At 72.6% G+C, this 16166-nt stretch carries 13 protein-coding genes; 4 read left to right on the forward strand and 9 right to left on the reverse strand.

Annotation, left to right across the window (positions count from 1 at the left end; all coding sequences use genetic code 11):
• Positions 1 to 129: 129 nt before the first annotated feature.
• Complete coding sequence (locus HUO13_RS19500) at positions 130 to 1098, reverse strand: SDR family NAD(P)-dependent oxidoreductase (protein WP_211896565.1); 969 nt, start codon at positions 1096 to 1098, stop codon at positions 130 to 132.
• 56 nt (positions 1099 to 1154) lie between these two features.
• Between HUO13_RS19500 and HUO13_RS19505 the strand changes: the two genes are divergently transcribed.
• Positions 1155 to 1604: a MerR family transcriptional regulator gene (locus HUO13_RS19505; RefSeq protein WP_211896566.1), complete on the forward strand. Its 450-nt coding sequence runs from the start codon at positions 1155 to 1157 to the stop codon at positions 1602 to 1604.
• Here HUO13_RS19505 and HUO13_RS19510 read toward each other — a convergent pair.
• The 5 genes from HUO13_RS19510 to HUO13_RS19530 form a co-directional block, all read right to left on the reverse strand.
• Positions 1594 to 3777, reverse strand: coding sequence for a thiamine pyrophosphate-dependent enzyme (locus tag HUO13_RS19510; protein ID WP_211896567.1), 2184 nt, complete (start codon positions 3775 to 3777; stop codon positions 1594 to 1596). The two genes, HUO13_RS19505 and HUO13_RS19510, sit on opposite strands and share 11 nt — an antisense overlap.
• A complete protein-coding gene (locus HUO13_RS19515) occupies positions 3774 to 4721 on the reverse strand; it encodes a LysR family transcriptional regulator (protein WP_211896568.1) in 948 nt (315 codons plus the stop codon). The genes HUO13_RS19510 and HUO13_RS19515 overlap by 4 nt, the downstream gene beginning before the upstream one ends.
• 8 nt (positions 4722 to 4729) lie before the next feature.
• Positions 4730 to 5905 (reverse strand): Glu/Leu/Phe/Val family dehydrogenase, encoded by a 1176-nt coding sequence (locus HUO13_RS19520; protein WP_211896569.1) that lies wholly within the window; start codon positions 5903 to 5905, stop codon positions 4730 to 4732.
• A gap of 124 nt (positions 5906 to 6029) precedes the next feature.
• Positions 6030 to 7178 (reverse strand): NAD(P)/FAD-dependent oxidoreductase, encoded by a 1149-nt coding sequence (locus tag HUO13_RS19525; RefSeq protein ID WP_211896570.1) that lies wholly within the window; start codon positions 7176 to 7178, stop codon positions 6030 to 6032.
• Positions 7175 to 8731: an aldehyde dehydrogenase family protein gene (locus HUO13_RS19530; RefSeq protein ID WP_249125145.1), complete on the reverse strand. Its 1557-nt coding sequence runs from the start codon at positions 8729 to 8731 to the stop codon at positions 7175 to 7177. The genes HUO13_RS19525 and HUO13_RS19530 overlap by 4 nt, the downstream gene beginning before the upstream one ends.
• A 213-nt stretch (positions 8732 to 8944) precedes the next feature.
• Between HUO13_RS19530 and HUO13_RS19535 the strand changes: the two genes are divergently transcribed.
• The 3 genes from HUO13_RS19535 (at position 8945) to HUO13_RS19545 (ending at position 12422) form a co-directional block, all read left to right on the forward strand.
• Complete coding sequence (locus HUO13_RS19535; RefSeq protein WP_211896572.1) at positions 8945 to 9931, forward strand: ornithine cyclodeaminase family protein; 987 nt, start codon at positions 8945 to 8947, stop codon at positions 9929 to 9931.
• A 204-nt stretch (positions 9932 to 10135) separates the two neighbouring features.
• Positions 10136 to 11590, forward strand: a complete 1455-nt coding sequence (locus tag HUO13_RS19540) for an amino acid permease (RefSeq protein WP_211903000.1) — start codon at positions 10136 to 10138, stop codon at positions 11588 to 11590.
• Positions 11591 to 11645: 55 nt separating this feature from the next.
• Positions 11646 to 12422, forward strand: a complete 777-nt coding sequence (locus HUO13_RS19545) for a serine hydrolase (protein ID WP_249123872.1) — start codon at positions 11646 to 11648, stop codon at positions 12420 to 12422.
• On the opposite strand, the gene HUO13_RS19550 is transcribed toward HUO13_RS19545, so the two are convergent.
• From HUO13_RS19550 to HUO13_RS19560, 3 genes are all read right to left on the reverse strand, one after another.
• Positions 12423 to 13427, reverse strand: coding sequence for an aldose 1-epimerase family protein (locus HUO13_RS19550; protein WP_249123873.1), 1005 nt, complete (start codon positions 13425 to 13427; stop codon positions 12423 to 12425).
• Positions 13428 to 13551: 124 nt separating this feature from the next.
• Positions 13552 to 15189, reverse strand: a complete 1638-nt coding sequence (locus tag HUO13_RS19555) for an amidohydrolase (protein WP_211896574.1) — start codon at positions 15187 to 15189, stop codon at positions 13552 to 13554.
• A 57-nt stretch (positions 15190 to 15246) separates the two neighbouring features.
• On the reverse strand, positions 15247 to 16077 hold the full coding sequence (locus HUO13_RS19560; protein ID WP_211896575.1) for a hypothetical protein: 831 nt from the start codon (positions 16075 to 16077) through the stop codon (positions 15247 to 15249).
• Positions 16078 to 16166 lie beyond the last annotated feature (89 nt).

Here is a 16166-nt window from a genome sequence, read left to right on the forward strand (position 1 = left end):
GATCGACGCCGAGAAGGTATTTGGTCCAGACCAGCACGTCAATCGATCAGGACCGTTCGGGCCAGCCGATCACGCCCTCCGGCGGGAGCAGGGGAGGGCCGAACGATCCTGCTCCCAGCCGACCGCGCCTCAGCGGATACCGGCGAACGCGTCGACGCCCGTCAGCTCGGCCGAAAGCGACCACAGGCGGGCGGCCTGCTCGGGATCGGTCGCGTAGTCGCGCACCCCGGCCACCATGGCAGTGCTCTCCGTGGGTTCGGCGATGTCGCAGTCCTCGCAGTAGGCCCCGCCCATGCCTTCCAACCGCGGCGAGGTCGCGGCCCAAACCTGGGTCGCGGCGCCCTGCTCTGGTGTCTTGAACCCGTCGGCGACCAGGTTGCCGTCCGCGTCGACCCAGCCGTTGGCGACCATCTCCGACCGGCGCAGATGCCGTTGCAGCGGAGTCAGGATGGCGCCGGGGTGCAGCGAGAACGAACGCACTCCAGCGTCCCGGCCGAGCACGTCGAGACGGGCGGCGAACAGGGCGTTCGCCGTCTTCGACTGGGCGTAGGCGAGCCACTTGTCGTAGCCGCGCTCGAAGTGCACGTCGTCCCACCGGATTCCGGAGATCTGGTGCCCGGCGGAGGACACCGCGACGACGCGGGCGCCGCCGCGGGCGAGTGCCGGCCACAGCAGGTTCACCAGGGCGTGGTGCCCGAGGTGGTTGATCGCGAAGTGCCCCTCCCAGCCCGGCCCGACCCGGGTCTCGGGGCAGGCCATCACACCGGCGCCGCCGATCAGGATGTCGATGTCGCGGCCGGATTCGAGGAAGCGCTCGGCGAACGCGCGGACGCTGCCGAGGTCGTCGAGTTCCACGGTGTCCAGCTCGACGCGGTCGATGCCCGCGGTCGCCTCGGCCGCGGTCGCGCGTCGCCGGGCGGGAACGACGACCTGCGCTCCGGCCCCGGCCAGCGCGCGGGTGGTCTCCAGCCCGATCCCCGAGTAGCCGCCGGTGACGATGGCGAGCTTGCCGGAGAGGTCGGCTCCGGCCAGGACGTCGGCGGCCGTGCTCGAAGCGCCGAAGCCGGAGCCGATCTTGTGCTGCGATGTCGTTGTCATGGCGGCGAAGCTAGGAGCTGGAGTGCCCTCCAGGTCAAATGGCTACGCTCGGTGCCATGGCGCACTCCACACCGGACCTGAGCATCGGACAGGTCTCCGAACGCACCGGTCTCAGCATCGACTCGTTGCGGTTCTACGAACGCGAGGGACTGCTCGTGAGCCCGGTGCGGCGCGGGTCCACCGGCAGGCGCCGCTACGACGAGCGGGACGTGGAATGGCTGGTCTACTGCACGAAGTTCCGCGCATCGGGCATGCCGCTGGCCACGATCCGGCGCTTCGCCGAGCTCGTCCGCCACGGTGCCGGCACCGAGGAGGACCGCCTCGCGCTGCTGCGCAGGCACCGGGAGGAGCTGGTCGCCAGGATCACCGAGCTGACCGGCTGCCTCGACGTGATCGACCACAAGATCGGCGTCTACGAGGAGCACTTCGAGCGGGGAGCGGCGCACGAGCTCTGGAACACCGTGGTGCCTGCGGAAAGCGCGCCGTCCCCGGGGATCAGTGCTTGACCAGGCGCAGCGCCTCCTGCTCGATGGTCTCCTCGTCCAGCAGCACGTGGTAGGCGGCGTCGCCGAGCGGGATGAAGCTGTCCTCGCCCGAGACCCGCGCGACTGAGCCCTCGAAGCCGCCCTCGACCAGCGCGGTCACCACCGCTTCGGACACCCCGCCCGAGCGCCGGGTCTCGTCGACCACCAGCACCCTGCCGGTCGCCCTCGCCGCCGCGAGCAGGTCGTCGGCGGGTAGGGGAGCCAGCCAGCGCAGATCCAGGACGCGGGCACCGATCCCGTGCTCGCGAAGCCGTGCCGCGACCCGCAGGCTCATCGGCACCCCGTTGCCGAAGGTGACCAGCGTGAGGTCCCGGCCGTCGCCGTGCTCGCGGGCCCGGCCGATCGGTACGTGCCCGGTCCCAGGCTCCGGATACCGCGCGAGCCAGCCGCCGTCGCCGGCCTCGTGCAGGTCGCGGGTGTGGTACAGCGCGATCGGTTCCAGGAACACGCAAACCCGCCCGTCCTCGCGAGCGGCGGCGACGCACGTGCGCAGCATCGCGGCGGCGTCGTCGGGGCGTGACGGCGAGGCCACGACCACACCCGGCAGGTCCCGCAGCGCGGTCACGCTGTTGTCGTTGTGGAAGTGGCCGCCGAAGCCCTTCTGGTAGCCGTAGCCCGCGATGCGCACGACCATCGGGTTGCGGTAGCGGCCGCTGGAGAAGAAGCCCAGGGTGGCGGCCTCCCCGCGCAACTGGTCGGCCGCGTTGTGCAGGTAGGCCAGGTACTGGATCTCCGGGATCGGCAGCAGGCCCGCGAGCCCGGCGCCCAGTGCGGTGCCGAGGATGCTCTGCTCGTCCAGCAGCGTGTCGAAGACCCGTGCGCCGCCGAACTTCTTGCGCAGCCCGCGGGTCACGCCGTACACGCCGCCCTTGCGGGCGACGTCCTCGCCGAACACCAGAACGCCGTGGTCGCGGGCGAGTTCGTCGGCCAGCGAGCGGTTGATGGCCTGGGCGAGCGTCAGCGGCCCCTCGGTCTCGGGCGGCTTGCCTTCGAACGCACGCGCCCTGGCGTCCTGGTCGGACGCGGACGCCCGCCGCTCGACGGCTTCCGGGTGGTCCTGGGCGATGGATGCCATGACCTCGGCCGCGTTGGCGAGCTTGCGACGGGTGAGGGCGTCCTCGGTGACCCGCGCGACCTCATCGCGTTTGGCCTCGTAGCGGGCGATCACCTCGTCTGGCGTCAGAACCCCGTGGCGCACCAGGGATTTCGCCGTCGCCAGCACCGGATCGCGGTCGTAGTCGGCGACGATCTCGCTGCGCGCCCGGTAGCCGGACTCCACATCGGACCCGGCGTGGCCCATCAGGCGGACCGTCCGCAGGTGCAGCAACGCCGGCGCACGGTTCTCCCGCACCCAGTCGGCCGCTTCCCGTGCGATGTCGAGGCAGCGCAACGGGTCGTCACCGTCAGCGGTGAAATAGCGCAGTCCGGGCCGCTGCCCGTAGGTGGACTCGATCCAGCCCCTGGGCGTGCGGACGCTGATGCCGATCCCGTTGTCCTCGCACACCAGCAACAGCGGCATCGGCACGTCCTGGTGCGCGCAGTGCAGGGCCGAGTTGATCGCTCCGGTGGCGGTGGAGTGGTTCGCCGAAGCGTCCCCGAAGCTGCACACCACCACCGAGTCCGGTGCCCACTCGTTGCGCACGCCGAGCTGGGCGGCGCGGCCGAGGGAGAACGCCAGGCCCACCGCGCGCGGCAGGTGCGAGGCGATGGTGGAGGTCTGCGGGATTACGCCGAGGTCGCCGTGGCCGAACACCTTGTGCCGTCCGCCCGAGACCGGCTCGTCGGCCGAGGCGACCACGCCGAGCATCACGTCGCGCAGCGGGTCGTGCCCGGGGATCTGGCTCGCGCGGTGCACGTAGAAACCGCCCGAGCGGTAGTGCAGCAACGCCGGGTCGGTGGGGCGCAGCGCGTCGGCCACCGCCGCGTTGGACTCGTGCCCGGACGAGCCGATGCTGTAGTAGCCGAGCTTGCGGGAACCGAGCTGCCTGGCGGCGAAGTCCAGGTGCCTGCTGCCGGCCTGGGAGTCGAACAGGGCGAGCAGACGGCCGGCGTCCACCTCCGCCGACGGCGTCCCGGCGGGCAGCCCGGAGACGGTGTTGAGGAAGTGCTCGTCGATGGGCTCGCGGCCGTTCATGGCGCCTCCGCTCGGATCGGCTGCCGCTGCTCACCGGCGTGCCAGCTCTCGGCCAGCGCCGCGCACGACCTGGCCAGGTACTCCAGCGCGATGGGCAGCAGCGGGTTGGTGTTCTGCTTGCGGTGCAGGGTGCGCACCCTGCGGTGCGGTTGCCACCCGGCGATCCGGCTGAAGCGCACGTGGTCGTCACCGAGCGCCATGGCGGGCAGGACGGCGACGCCGAGCCCGCGGGCGACCAGGTCCCGGACGACGGCGTAGTCGTTGCTGCGGAAGATGATGCGCGGCACGAAGCCCGCGGCCGCGGCCAGCCGCACCAGCGAGCGGGCGCCGGCGGTGTCCTGGCGGGTGCAGATCCACGCCTCGTCGGACAGCTCGCGCAGGTCGACCTCCGGTGACCCGGCCAGCGGGTGGGAGTCCGGCAGCGCCAGCCGCAGCGGCTCGGCCATCAGCTCGGTGACGCACAGCTCCACCGGCCACTGCCGTGGGTCCAGGTCGTACTCGAAGACCACCGCCGCGTCGACGACGCCGTCGAGCACCCCGTCGAGGACCTCGTCCGGCTCGCCCTCGTCGAGCTGCACCTCGGCGTTGGGCCGCTGCGCGACCACCGCGGCCAGCACGTCCGGCAGCACCCGCGCGTTGGCCGTGGCGAAGCTGGCCAGCCGCAGGCTGCCCTCGTCGCCGACGACCATCGCGTGGACCTCGCGCTCCAGCGCGTCCAGCGCGCCGAGGGCGTCCCTGCTGCGGTCGGCCAGCCGGATCGCCAGCCCGGTGCTGCGCGCGCTGCGGGCCGAGCGCTCGAACAGCGACGCGCCGATGGCGCGTTCGAGCAGCACCATCTGCTGCGAGACGGCGGAGGCGGTGTAGCCGAGGACCCGGCCCGCTTCGGCGAACGAGCCGGTGCGCACGCACTCCTGGAGGGTCCTCAGGTGGATCGGGTTGAGCATGGTGGTCCTTACGCGGTCACTGCCTCGGGCCGGGCCTCCTGGCGGGGCAGGCGCCCGCGCAGCCGCATCGCCGTGCGCACCCGGTCCTGGGCCAGCCGCAGCGCGGCCTCGTGCGGCAGGACGTCCTGCTCGCGCGCGATGTCGAGCACGACGGCGGTGTTGTCCCTGGACCGGCGCGCCACCTCGTCGAGGATCAGCGTCGGCTCGGGGCGGAACGCCGATCTGCGGGCGTCCATCGCGAACCCGGCAGCGATCGCGCCGCCGGCGTTGGCGATGAAGTCGGGGACCACGGTGATGCCGCGCGCGGCCAACAGCGACCGGGCACCGGGCGTGGTGGGCAGGTTCGCCCCCTCGACGACCAGGTGGGCGCGCACCTCGCCGGCGAGCCGTTCGTCGATGACGTCCTGCCCCGCCGCGGGCACCAGCACGTCGCAGTCGACGACCAGCTCCTGGCCGCGCGGGATGCGCAGGTGGTCCGGGGCCGCCTGCACGCAGGCGTCGCCGAGCTCGGCGCGCGCCGCCAGCCAGTACCCGACGTCGAGACCGTCCGGGTCGTGCACCGTGCCTTCGACGGTGGACAGCGCGACCACCTGCGCGCCGAGCTCGGCGAGTCTGCGGGCCGCGGCGGTACCCACCGCGCCGAAGCCCTGCAACGCGACCCGCGCACCGGCCAGCGAGCGGCCGAGGCGGGCCATCGCCGCGTCGGCGGACTCGGCCAACCCGTGACCGGTGACCCCGAGCTGGTCGTAGGGCACCCCGCCGAGCGACTCGGGCACGCCGACCGCCGCGCCGCGGTCGCCCAGCTCGTCCTGGATGATCGCGGCGTCGTCCTCGGTCATGCCCATGTCCAGGCCCGCGACGTAGCTGGCCGGGATCTGGTCGGCCAGCCTGCGGGCGAAGGCCCGCACGATCCGCTCCTTGTCCGGCGAGCCCGGGTCGGCGTTGATGCCGGCCTTCGCGCCGCCGTGGAAGAGGTCCACCGCGGCCCACTTCCACGTCATCACCCTGGCCAGCCGGGCGATCTCGGTCACCGTCACCGACGGGCTCATCCGCGTACCGCCCTTGCCGGTTCCGCGCGCGGTGTTGTCGATGACCAGCACCCCGCGCATACCGGTCCGGGCGTCGGAGACGCACACGACCTTCTCCGGGCCCCACTCGTCGATCTCCTGCAACAGATCACGCACCGTCGTGCTCTCCTTTTTCGACGCCACGCTTGCGAGTGGGCGTCGGCCGATATGGGAATGCACTTCACCTGTCCGCATCCGCGCTTCGCGCGGATACCCGCAACGCCCCATCGGGGGCGTTGCGTCACACGCAGTTGTGCTCGGGCCGGACCTCGGCGCCCTCGAACCGGCGGACGCAGAGACCGGAGACGTCCACGACAGGAGTGCGGCCGAGCACGAGGTCGCGCATCACCTCGCCGATCGCCGGTCCCTGCAGGAAGCCGTGCCCGGAGAACCCGGTCGCGTACAGGAACCTGCTGACCTCCGCCGACTCGCCCACCAGGGCGTTGTGGTCGGGCGTGATCTCGTACAGCCCCGCCCAGCCGTGCGCGACGCCGACTTCCGACAGCGCCGGCGCCCGCCGGGCCACGGCCTCCGACAGCGCGGCGAGCCAGGCGTCGTCGGTGCCGAGCCGGAACCCGAACTCCTCGTCGGGGTCGGACATGCCGATCAGCAGGCCCGGCCCTTCGTCGTGGAAGTAGAAGCTGGTGGAGAAGTCGATGGTGAACGGCATCCGCGGGGGCATCGCCGGCACCGGCTCGGTCACCAGGACCTGCCGCCGCAGCGGGCGAACCGGCAGCTCCACCCCGGCCATCTCGCCCAGCGCCGCCGACCACGCTCCGGTCGCGCACACGACGGTCGAGGTCTCGACCCGGCCCTGCGCGGTGCGCACACCGGTGATCTCGCCGCCCTCGACGTCGATGCCGGTGACCTCGCAGTGCCGCCGGATTACCGCGCCGTGCCGCCGCGCGCCCTGGGCGTAGCCCTGGACCACGGCTTCCGGGGTGCAGTGGCCGTCGGCCGGCGAGAACGCCGCGGCCAGCAGCCCGTCGGGCACGATGTACGGCGAGAGCTCGCGGGCCTGCTCGACGGTGAGCATCCGGCTGGGCACCCCGAGGGAGTTCTGCAGCTCGACGCTGCGCTCGAACGCGGCGACGTCCTCCGGATCGGCCAGCAGGAACAGGTAGCCGTGCTGCTTGAGGTCGATCTCGCCGCCGGGCCTGCGGGCGAATTCCTCGAACGCCCGCAGGCTGCGCCGCCCCAGCTCGATGTTCACCGGGTCGGAGAACATCGCCCGGACCCCGCCCGCGGCCTTGCTGGTGCTGCCCGCGCCCAGCTCGTCCCGCTCCAGCAGCAGGACCTCGACGCCGGCCTCGGAGAGGTGGAAGGCGGTGCTCACGCCCATCACCCCGCCGCCGGCCACGACGACCTCCGCCCGCGGCGGCAGGGTCATGCGCCACCCCCGAGCTCCGGGGGCAGCCGGTAGTCCAGCTCGGGCTCGACGGTGTCGACGTCCATCTGGGCCTTCTGCAGCTTGCCGGAGAAGTCCCAGTTCAGCGACTGCCAGCGGGTGAACTGGTCGAGCACCCAGATCCCGGACTGGCGGCTGCCGTTGCCGGAGCGGCCGTTGCCGCCGAAGGGCAGGTGCGCCTCGGCTCCCGAGGTGGAGTTGTTGACGCTGACCATGCCCGCCCCGATGCCCTGGCGGAACCGGAACGCCGTCTGCGGGTTGGTGGTGTAGACGGCGGCCGACAGCCCGTAGCCCGGCAGGTTGCCCAGCTCGATCGCCTCGTCGAGGGTGTCGAAGGTGCTCACGCCCACGATCGGGCCGAAGGTCTCCTGGCGGAAGACGTGGTCGTCGGGGCGCAGGCCGTCCAGCAGAACCGGGTGGTAGTACAGCCCGGTCGACGGGTCGCCGTGGAAGCCCTTGCGCGGCGCGGACTCGGTGATCCGGCCGACCGACTCCGAGCCGAGCACGGTGTGGTGGCCGGCGATGGTGTCCAGCACGGCCTCGAACCCGTCGGCGAACTTCTGGTCCAGCAGCGGGCCGTAGAGCACGTCACCGGTCGGCTCGCCGATCGCGGCCGAGCGCAGCGCCTCGTCCAGGCGGGAGACGAACTCGTCGTGCAGGTCGCGGTGCACGATGAGGTTGCCCAGCGAGGTGCAGCGCTGACCTGCCGTGCCCCAGCCGGAGAACAGCGCGCCCTCCACCGCCAGGTCCAGATCGGCGTCGGCGGCCACGACCATCGGGTTCTTGCCGCCCAGCTCCAGGCACGGGCTCTGCAGGTGGCGTCCGCACAGCTCGCCGACGCGGGTGCCGACCGCGCTGGAGCCGGTGAAGCCGACCTTGTTGACCGTGCCCGCCTCCAGGGCGGCTTCCAGGCCCTTGAACGTCGCCTCGCCGTCGGCGTAGACGAGGTTGAGCACGCCGCGCGGCACGCCGGCGCGCCACGCAAGCTCCGCGACCGCGCGGGCGGCGGCCGCGGCGTACTCGGCGGGCTTCCACACCACGGCGTTGCCGCACAGCAGCGCCGGGACGATGTACCAGGAGGGCACCGCGACGGGGAAGTTGCCCGCGGTGATCACCGCGGCGACCCCGACCGGCACCCGGAAGGTGAACAGCTGCTTGTCGGGCATCTCCGAGGGCACGGTCTGCCCGTAGAGCCTGCGCCCCTCGCCGAGGAAGAAGTCGCAGGTGTCGATGATCTCCTGCACCTCGCCCAGCGCCTCGGCGTAGGGCTTGCCGATCTCGCGGGTCACCAGCTTGGCCAGCGACTCCTTGTTCGCCTCGACCAGCCTGCCGAGGCCCGCGACGACGCGGCCTCGCACCGGGGCGGGCACCTGGGCCCACTCGCGCTGGGCACGCTGGGCGTTCTCAGCGGCGACGCGCAGCGTGTCCGGGCCGCCGAGCCGGACCCGCGCCACCACGTCGTCGAGGTTCGACGGGTTGCGCGAGAGGTACTCGGTGCCGCCGTCGTCCACGGCCGTGGTGTCCGGGCCGATCACTGAGCTCAACGTCGACTCCACCGACATTCCACCTCTTCCTCGTCGCTGATCGCAGCCGGGCTGTGACCCGGTGGGGCCACCGTAATGCCGGAGGAGGCCATCAGCGGAGAATCAGAAGAGTGATTTGTTCTCGAACTGAGGGACAGCGCCACTGTCGCTCGAACGCGCTCCGGAGTTGATCACCCTGTTCCGTCCGGGTGGCGTTGTGGCACCGTGCTGCGCATCGGCGGCCGGGTGGGCCGCGGGGTGACGGAGGTGGACATGCGGGTGTGCAGCGACGAGCAGGTGGCCGAGGCGCTCGACGTCGACGCGGCGATCCGATCGCAGCGGCTGGCGTTCGAGTCGCTGGGCAGGGGAGAGGCGCAACTGGCCGAGAAGGTCGCGATGCGTACCGGTGACGACACCACCCTGAGCTACCTGAGCCGGCTCTCCCCGGAGCACGGTGCGGTGAGCAAGCTGGTCGCGGTGCATCCAGGCAACGCGGCAGAGGACCTGCCCGCGATCTCGGCGACCGTCCTCGTGCTGGACGCGGCCACCGGACGGACGGTCGCGGTCATGGCCGCCACGGCGCTGACCGAGCTGCGAACTGCGGCAGGCAGCGCGGTGGCCGCCGACGCGCTGGCGCCGCCATCGGCCGACGAACTCGCCGTGATCGGCTCCGGCGTGCAGGCCAGGGCGCACGTCCGCGCCATCGCGCGGGTGCGGCGGCTGCGGGAGGTGCGGATCTTCAGCCGCGACCCGCGGCGGCGGGAGTCGGCGGCGGCCGAGCTGTCGGCCGAGCTGGGGCTGGCGGTCCGGGCCGTCGGCAGCGCGGCCGAAGCCGTCCGCTCGGCACCGGTCGTGGTCACCTGCACGCTCTCGGCGCAGCCGGTCGTGCCGACCGACCGGATCGAGGCGGGGGCGACCGTGCTCAGCGTCGGCAGCTTCGAGCCCCACCGCCGCGAGGTGGACGAGCTGCTCGTCCGGCGCGCCGGTGCGGTCGTGGTCGACGACGTCGCGACCGCCGCGTCGCACGCGGGTCCCGTCGTGCACGCCCTGGAACGGGGCGACATCACCCGGGATCGGTTGCGGTCGCTCGGCGAGGTGCTGCTCGGCCGCGCACCCGGGCGCACGAGCGAGGACGAGGTGGTGTTCTTCAACAGCGTCGGCCTCGGGGTGCAGGACGCGGCGGCGGCGCACGCGGTGCTCGGCACCCTGTGAGTCCACTGCGGTGAGTCCGGCCCGCGCGGTGCGGTCAGTCCGGCCGGAGCTGTTGCTCAGCGCCAGCGTTCCGCATGCTCGCGGGGTTTTCCGGACGGCTGCCATGGACAAACATGCCCGCAACCGGGTCGGCGCGGTCTCCCCCGCGCGCAGGCAGCGCGATCCGTGGCGACCAGTCGGAGGTTGCAGTTGCGTGAGAATTCCGTGGCATCCGGCGGCTCCCTGTTCGGCACCGGGCCGAACGGGGTGTTCCGCCGCACGGTGCCCCGTCCGGAAACCGAGTCCGAACGACGCATGGTGCGGGTCCTCGGGCTGCCGCAGCTGACGATGATCGGCGTCGGCGCGATCATCGGCGCCGGCATCTTCAGCCTCGCGGGCGCGGTCGCCAGGGACGTCGCGGGACCCGCGGTGCTGGTCTCGTTCCTCATCGCGGGCGCGGCGTCGCTCTGCGCGGCCTTCGCCTACGCCGAGTTCGCCGGCATGGTGCCCCGAGCCGGGTCGTCCTACACCTACGCCGCGGCGGTTCTGGGCGAGGTGGTCGGCTGGATCATCGGCTGGGACCTGCTGCTGGAGTACACCGCGATCGTGGCGACGGTGTCGATCGGCATGTCGGGCTACGTCGGCTACCTGCTGGAGGTGGTGGGCGTGGACCTGCCGCTGTGGATGCAGGGCGCGCCGGGCACCGGTGAGGGCCACCGCGTGGACCTGATCGCGATGCTGATCTGCCTGGGCGTGGCGTGGCTGCTCAACCGGGGCACCAGGACCTCCGCACGGGTCGACGTCGTGCTGACCGTGGTCAAGATCGCGGTGGTGCTGCTGGTGGTCGTGGTCGGTCTGTCCAGGGTGGACTTCGGGAACCTGGAGCCGTTCGCGCCCTTCGGCTGGGGCGGGGCGGTGACCGGTGCGGCGACGGTCTTCTTCGCGGTCTTCGGCTACGACGCGCTGAGCACGGCCGCCGAGGAGTCGGTCGACGCGCGCAGGCTGCTGCCCAAGGCGATGGTGCTGTCGCTGGCCATCTCGATGGTGCTCTACGTGCTCGCCTGCGTCGTGCTCACCGGGATGGTGCACTACACCCAGGTCGATCCCGACAGCGGTTTCTCCAGCGCGTTCAGCAGCGTCGGCCTGCAGGGTGTGGCGGTCGTGATCGCCGTCGGCGCGGTGCTGGGCATCGTCACCGTCAGCTTCTCGTTCATGATGGGCGCGTCCCGGCTGTGGTACGCGCTCAGCCGCGACGGGCTCATGCCGAAGTGGTTCGGCGAACTGCACCCGGTGCGCCGGGTTCCGCACCGCGCGACGTGGATCCTCGGCGTCGTTTCGGCGGTGCTGGCCGGGCTGCTGCCGGTCGAGGAGGCCGCGGAGCTGACCAACATCGGGGTCCTGTTCGCCTTCGTGCTCGTGTGCGCCGCGGTGGTCGTGCTGCGATACCGGCGCCCGGACCTGCCGCGCGGATTCCGGTGCCCCGGCATGCCCGTGGTGCCCGTCCTCGGCGTGCTGTTCTCCGCCTGGCTGATGTCGTTCCTGTCGGGGGAGACCTGGCTGCGGCTGGGAATGTGGCTGGTGCTCGGGCTGGTCGTCTACGCCCTCTACGGCTACCGCAACACCCGCAGGGTGATGCCCGGTGGATCGGTCGACCTGGCCGAGCTGCCCGACCGGAGGTGAGCCGGCGGCGCCCATGGGTGATCATGGTCGCCTGGCGCAGCTGGAGGAGGAGAGCGTGGGATTCGCCGATCGCTTGCGCGAGGCACTCGAGCCGGGCTGGGCGGACTTCCCCGGCCGGGTCGGGTTCGCCGCGTGGAACCTCGACGAGCGGGAGCCGGTCCTGTTCGGAGCCCGCCGGGTGGTGAACCCGGCCAGCACCATCAAGGTCCTGGTGATGCTCACCGCCCTGCGGGAGGTCCAGCGCGGCGGCCTCGCGCTGGACACCGAGGTGCGGATCCCCGACGAGCGGGTCGGCGGGGCCGGGGTGCTCAAGGACCTGCCTGGCCTGCGGTGCCTCGAGCTGGCCGACGCCGTCACCCTGATGATCACCATCAGCGACAACACGGCCACGAACGCGGTGATCGAGGCGGTCGGCTTCGAGGCGATCGGCGAGCTGGCCGCGGAGCTCGGCTGCGAGGGCACGCAGGTCCAGCGGCTGCTCATGCGGGTGCGGGACCCCGGCCGCAACACCACCTGCGCGCTGGACCAGGCCCGCATCCTCGACGCCCTGGCCAGGGGAACGGTCCTCTCGCCGCAGCTCACCGATCACGCGCTGGGTGTGCTGTCGCGGCAGCAGGTCCGGGACCGCCTGCCCGCGCTGCTGCCGGAAGGCGCGCGGTGCTGGAACAAGACCGGCGAGATCGACGGTTCTCGCCACGATGTCGCGCTGATCGGCGACCAGGAGCGCCCGCGCGCGGTGGTGGCGGTGCTCGTTGACGAGCTGGCCGACCACCGCGCGGGAGTGGATCGCATCGCCGGTCTCGGGCTCAGGGTCTACGCGGCGCTGGACTGATCAGGCTTCTGCCACCTCGACCTCGACGGCATAGGAACGCGACTCGCCCGGCTCCAGCACCGGCAGCTCGCCCGCGGCGCGGGCCTCGGCGCGGCCACCGATCACCCGGCAGTTGGCGGGCTCGATTCCGAGCACGTAGGTCCCGGCACCGAGCATCTTCCACTGGAACAGCCCGGGAAGCCGCCTGGTGTCGAAGCGGATGGCCAGCGACAGTCCCAGATCCGGGTTGAGCAGCCGCGCCTCTGCCGGTCCGGCCTCGGCGAAGTCGTGGCGGAAGACCTGTTCGGCGAAACCCGGGCTGGGCGCGGTGAAGGTGTCCCAGGCGTCGAGCCCGCGCTCGGCCTCGGCGTCGCGCGCGACCGGTTCGGCTCCGGGGATGCGAAGGACGCTGGCCCCGTCGAGCAGCGGCCAGCCGAGGTTCATGTGGTAGAGCACCATGTGCGGCTGCGGCTGGAAGCCCTCGTTGGTCACGGTGTCGGTGACGGTGACCGCGCGCGAACCCAGTTCAGTGGTGATGGCGCGGTCCAGCACGATGTTCTCGCCGAACAGCCGGGTCTGCCGGAGCCTGCCGGTGACCTCCAGCCGCCCGTCGGCCACGGTGTTGACCTGCTGGGCGGCGAGTCCGCTCGCCCTGCCGTGCAGTCCGAACTCCTGGCCGTCGTCGGTGGCGGGAGCGCCGAACTGGTCGAGGCCGCAGGTGGTGAGCAGTCCTCCGCCGAAGGTGCGTTGCCAGCCGGTGCCCCCGTGCTCGACGTGCCCGGGCCCGACGTGTCCGGCGGGGGAGATCCAGGCCAGCGGCACACCCCGGAAGCTCGCCGCCCCGATGTCGAGGCCGCGGTCCGGCAGCACGTCGAACACCAGGCCCGACCCGGTGCGCACCTGGTATCGGCGGGCGCCTCTGGCCGGTCCGTCCTCCTCGCAGAACCGGTCGATGCCGGCCACCTGGGCCGGTGATCCCACGTACTGCCGCAACCGCTCGGGTGACTGGTCGTCCAAGTACCACACGCGGCCGATCCTGCCACGTACCGGCGTTCCGGCCGCCAGGCGGACACCGGCTGGTGCGGAGGCGGCGGTGCCGGTGGCGAGCGGGACAAGCGGCCGCGCCGCTTCGAAGATCGAAGACGAGCGCTCAGACGATGCGACCGTCCACAACGGTCATGTCGACGCCGCACAGCCCGATCTCGTCGGCGGGCAGGGAGAACGGGTCGTCCTCGAGCACCACCAGATCCGCCGCCTTGCCGAGCTCGATCGTGCCGACCTCGTGCTCGACGTGGTTCACCCACGCGCTTCCCGCGGTGTAGGCGGCCAGCGCGTCGACCAGGTCCAGCCCCTGTGCGGGCAGGAAGGGGTCGTCGTCGCCGGGCTCGCGGCGGTTGACCGCGACGTGCACCGCCCGCATGGGAGAAGCGTCCGACACCGGCCAGTCGCTGCCCGCGGCGAGCACGGCGCCCGCGGCGCGCAGCGACCGGAACGGGTACTGCCATCCCGCCCGGCGGTGCCCCAGGTGCGGCACTGTCAGCTCGGTCATCGCCGCGTCGTTGACCGCCCACATCGCCTGGATCGTGGCGGCCACGCCGAGCTCGTGGAAGCGCGGCACGTCGCTGGGCTGCACCACTTGCACGTGCGCGATCTGGTGGCGCAGGTCGTTCATGCCGTTGACGGCACGCGCCGCCTCCACCGCGTCCAGCGTGTCGCGGATGGCCCGGTCGCCGACCGCGTGGAAGTGCAGCTGGAAACCCTCGGCGTCGAGCAGCCGCACTGCGCGCGACAGCGCGTCCTGCGTCAGGTAGGACAGTCCGCTGCCGTGGCCGCCGACGTAGGGCAGCAGCATCGCGGCGGTCAGGTTCTCGCAGACACCGTCCTGCATGATCTTGACCGCCTCGGCCCGGAAGCGCTCGCCGCGTGCCTGCTCCCGCCGCGCGAGCAGTTCGGGGATCTGCGACTCGTCGCGATCGCGGTCCCACCACAGCGCGCCGCGGACGCGGGCGGTGAGCAGCCCCCGCCGGTCCAGGTCCACGTAGGTCCCGAGCGTGTCGGCATAGCCGAGGTAGGGGCCGATGATGGCGTCGTGCCAGCTCGTCACGCCGAGCGAGTGCAGCACCCGCTGCCCTTCGAGCAACCCCTCCCGGTACTGCTGCTCGGTGGTCGCGGGCACGACGCGGGAGACCAGCGCCGTGGCACCTTCGTGCAACGTACCGGCCGGACCGCCGTCGCGGTCGCGTTCCACCCGGCCGTCCCGCGGATCCGGCGTGTCGCGGTCGACGCCGGCCAGCCGCAGCGCCGCGCTGTTCACCCAGGCTCCGTGGTGGTCGCGGTTGACCAGGTACGCCGGACGATCTCCGGTCACCGCGTCGAGCGCCTCGCGCGAGGGCGTGCCGCCGGGGAACTGCCCCATGTCCCAGCCGCCGCCCAGCACCCACTCGGTGTCGGGGCGCGACCGCGCGTATTCGCCGATCCGCCGCAAGCAGTCCTGCGCGTCGGCACTATCGGTCAGGTCGCAGCGCAACCGCTGGAGCCCGCCGTAGACGGGGTGCACGTGCGCGTCGTGGAACCCCGGCAGCAGCAGCCGCCCGCGCAGGTCCACGACCTCGGTGGAAGTCGCGATCCGGGCGCGCACGTCCGGCCCACCGAGCGCCACGATCCGTCCGCCGCGCACCGCGACCGCGTCGGTGCCGGACCGGGCGGAGTCCATTGTGGCCACCGGACCGCCCACGAAGGCCAGCTCCGCGGGCCCGCCGTCACCACTTCGCGATGGACTGTTGCGCATGTCCGTCTCCCACGTCCGCGGTCATTGTGGCAGCCGCAGCCGGTGCGGACCGGCGGATCAGCCCTGGGCCTCGCCGGTGATCAGCGCGACCGCCATCTCGCGCGTCCGCTCGTCGACCTCGGGCAGCCGGAAGCCGGCGCCGCGGATGTGGGCGAGCAGGTCCGGCTCGGGGGCGACGCCGTGCGCGCGCAGGTAGTAGCCGGCCGCGCCGGGCCAGATCCAGCGCCCGTCGGTGTGGAAGGTCAGCGGGACGGCGGGGCCGCGCTCCGGGTCGAGCTTGTCGGCGTCGTAGCTGCGGGCGGCCAGCACGATCGGCGCGCGCTCGAGGTAGGCCAGCACCTGTTCGTGGTCCTCCGGGCCGACCGAGGGCCGCTCTGTGATCGGACGGCCGTTGCTGTCGAAAACCTCCGCGGTGCGCAGGGCGGGGTCTGCGGCGGGAGCGCCTGCCGCCCGGGCCAGCCAGGCCGGGATGTTGGCCGCGGCCCTGGGGTACTGCCGCAGTTCCTCGGCATGGGCCTCGCCGTCCGGCGCGGCGCGCCAGGCCGGCTCGAAGTCACCGTTGAAGTCGACGCTGTAGCTGCCCGGCCGCTGCAGCCGGTACAGCGCGCTGATCCAGGTGCCGCGCTCGGGCCGGTACATGCCGTGGCGCAACCGGGTGAAGGGTTCGGTGGCGTCCGCGGGGGCCGCGATCGGCACGACGGTGCCGTTGGGCGCCAGCAGTTGCGCCACGAGTTCGCTGTGCGGACCGATCGCGCGGTACTCGACGGTGGCCTCCTGCCAGCCCGGCGGGAGAGCGCGCACGATCACCCGGCCGATCTCCTGGATGAGCTGCTGCTGCGCCGCCTCGTCCAGTGCACCCGGCGGGTTGTTTGGTCCCGGTTGGCTCATGCCTGCATCCTCCCAGTGCGGCTCCGACCGCGGGAGCCGTTTCACGCAAGTCCGGTTCTGCCGTCCGCGCGGGCGGTCCGGGCGTGCGG

This window comes from Saccharopolyspora erythraea (assembly GCF_018141105.1).
GTDB lineage: Bacteria > Actinomycetota > Actinomycetes > Mycobacteriales > Pseudonocardiaceae > Saccharopolyspora_D > Saccharopolyspora_D erythraea_A.

Coding starts and splice junctions, on each gene's coding strand:
- HUO13_RS19510 (WP_211896567.1), bottom strand. CDS start 3,777: ATGAACGGCCGCGAGCCCATCGACGAGCACTTCCTCAACACCGTCTCC.
- HUO13_RS19500 (WP_211896565.1), bottom strand. CDS start 1,098: ATGACAACGACATCGCAGCACAAGATCGGCTCCGGCTTCGGCGCTTCG.
- HUO13_RS19505 (WP_211896566.1), top strand. CDS start 1,155: ATGGCGCACTCCACACCGGACCTGAGCATCGGACAGGTCTCCGAACGC.
- HUO13_RS19555 (WP_211896574.1), bottom strand. CDS start 15,189: ATGCGCAACAGTCCATCGCGAAGTGGTGACGGCGGGCCCGCGGAGCTG.
- HUO13_RS19515 (WP_211896568.1), bottom strand. CDS start 4,721: ATGCTCAACCCGATCCACCTGAGGACCCTCCAGGAGTGCGTGCGCACC.
- HUO13_RS19525 (WP_211896570.1), bottom strand. CDS start 7,178: ATGACCCTGCCGCCGCGGGCGGAGGTCGTCGTGGCCGGCGGCGGGGTG.
- HUO13_RS19560 (WP_211896575.1), bottom strand. CDS start 16,077: ATGAGCCAACCGGGACCAAACAACCCGCCGGGTGCACTGGACGAGGCG.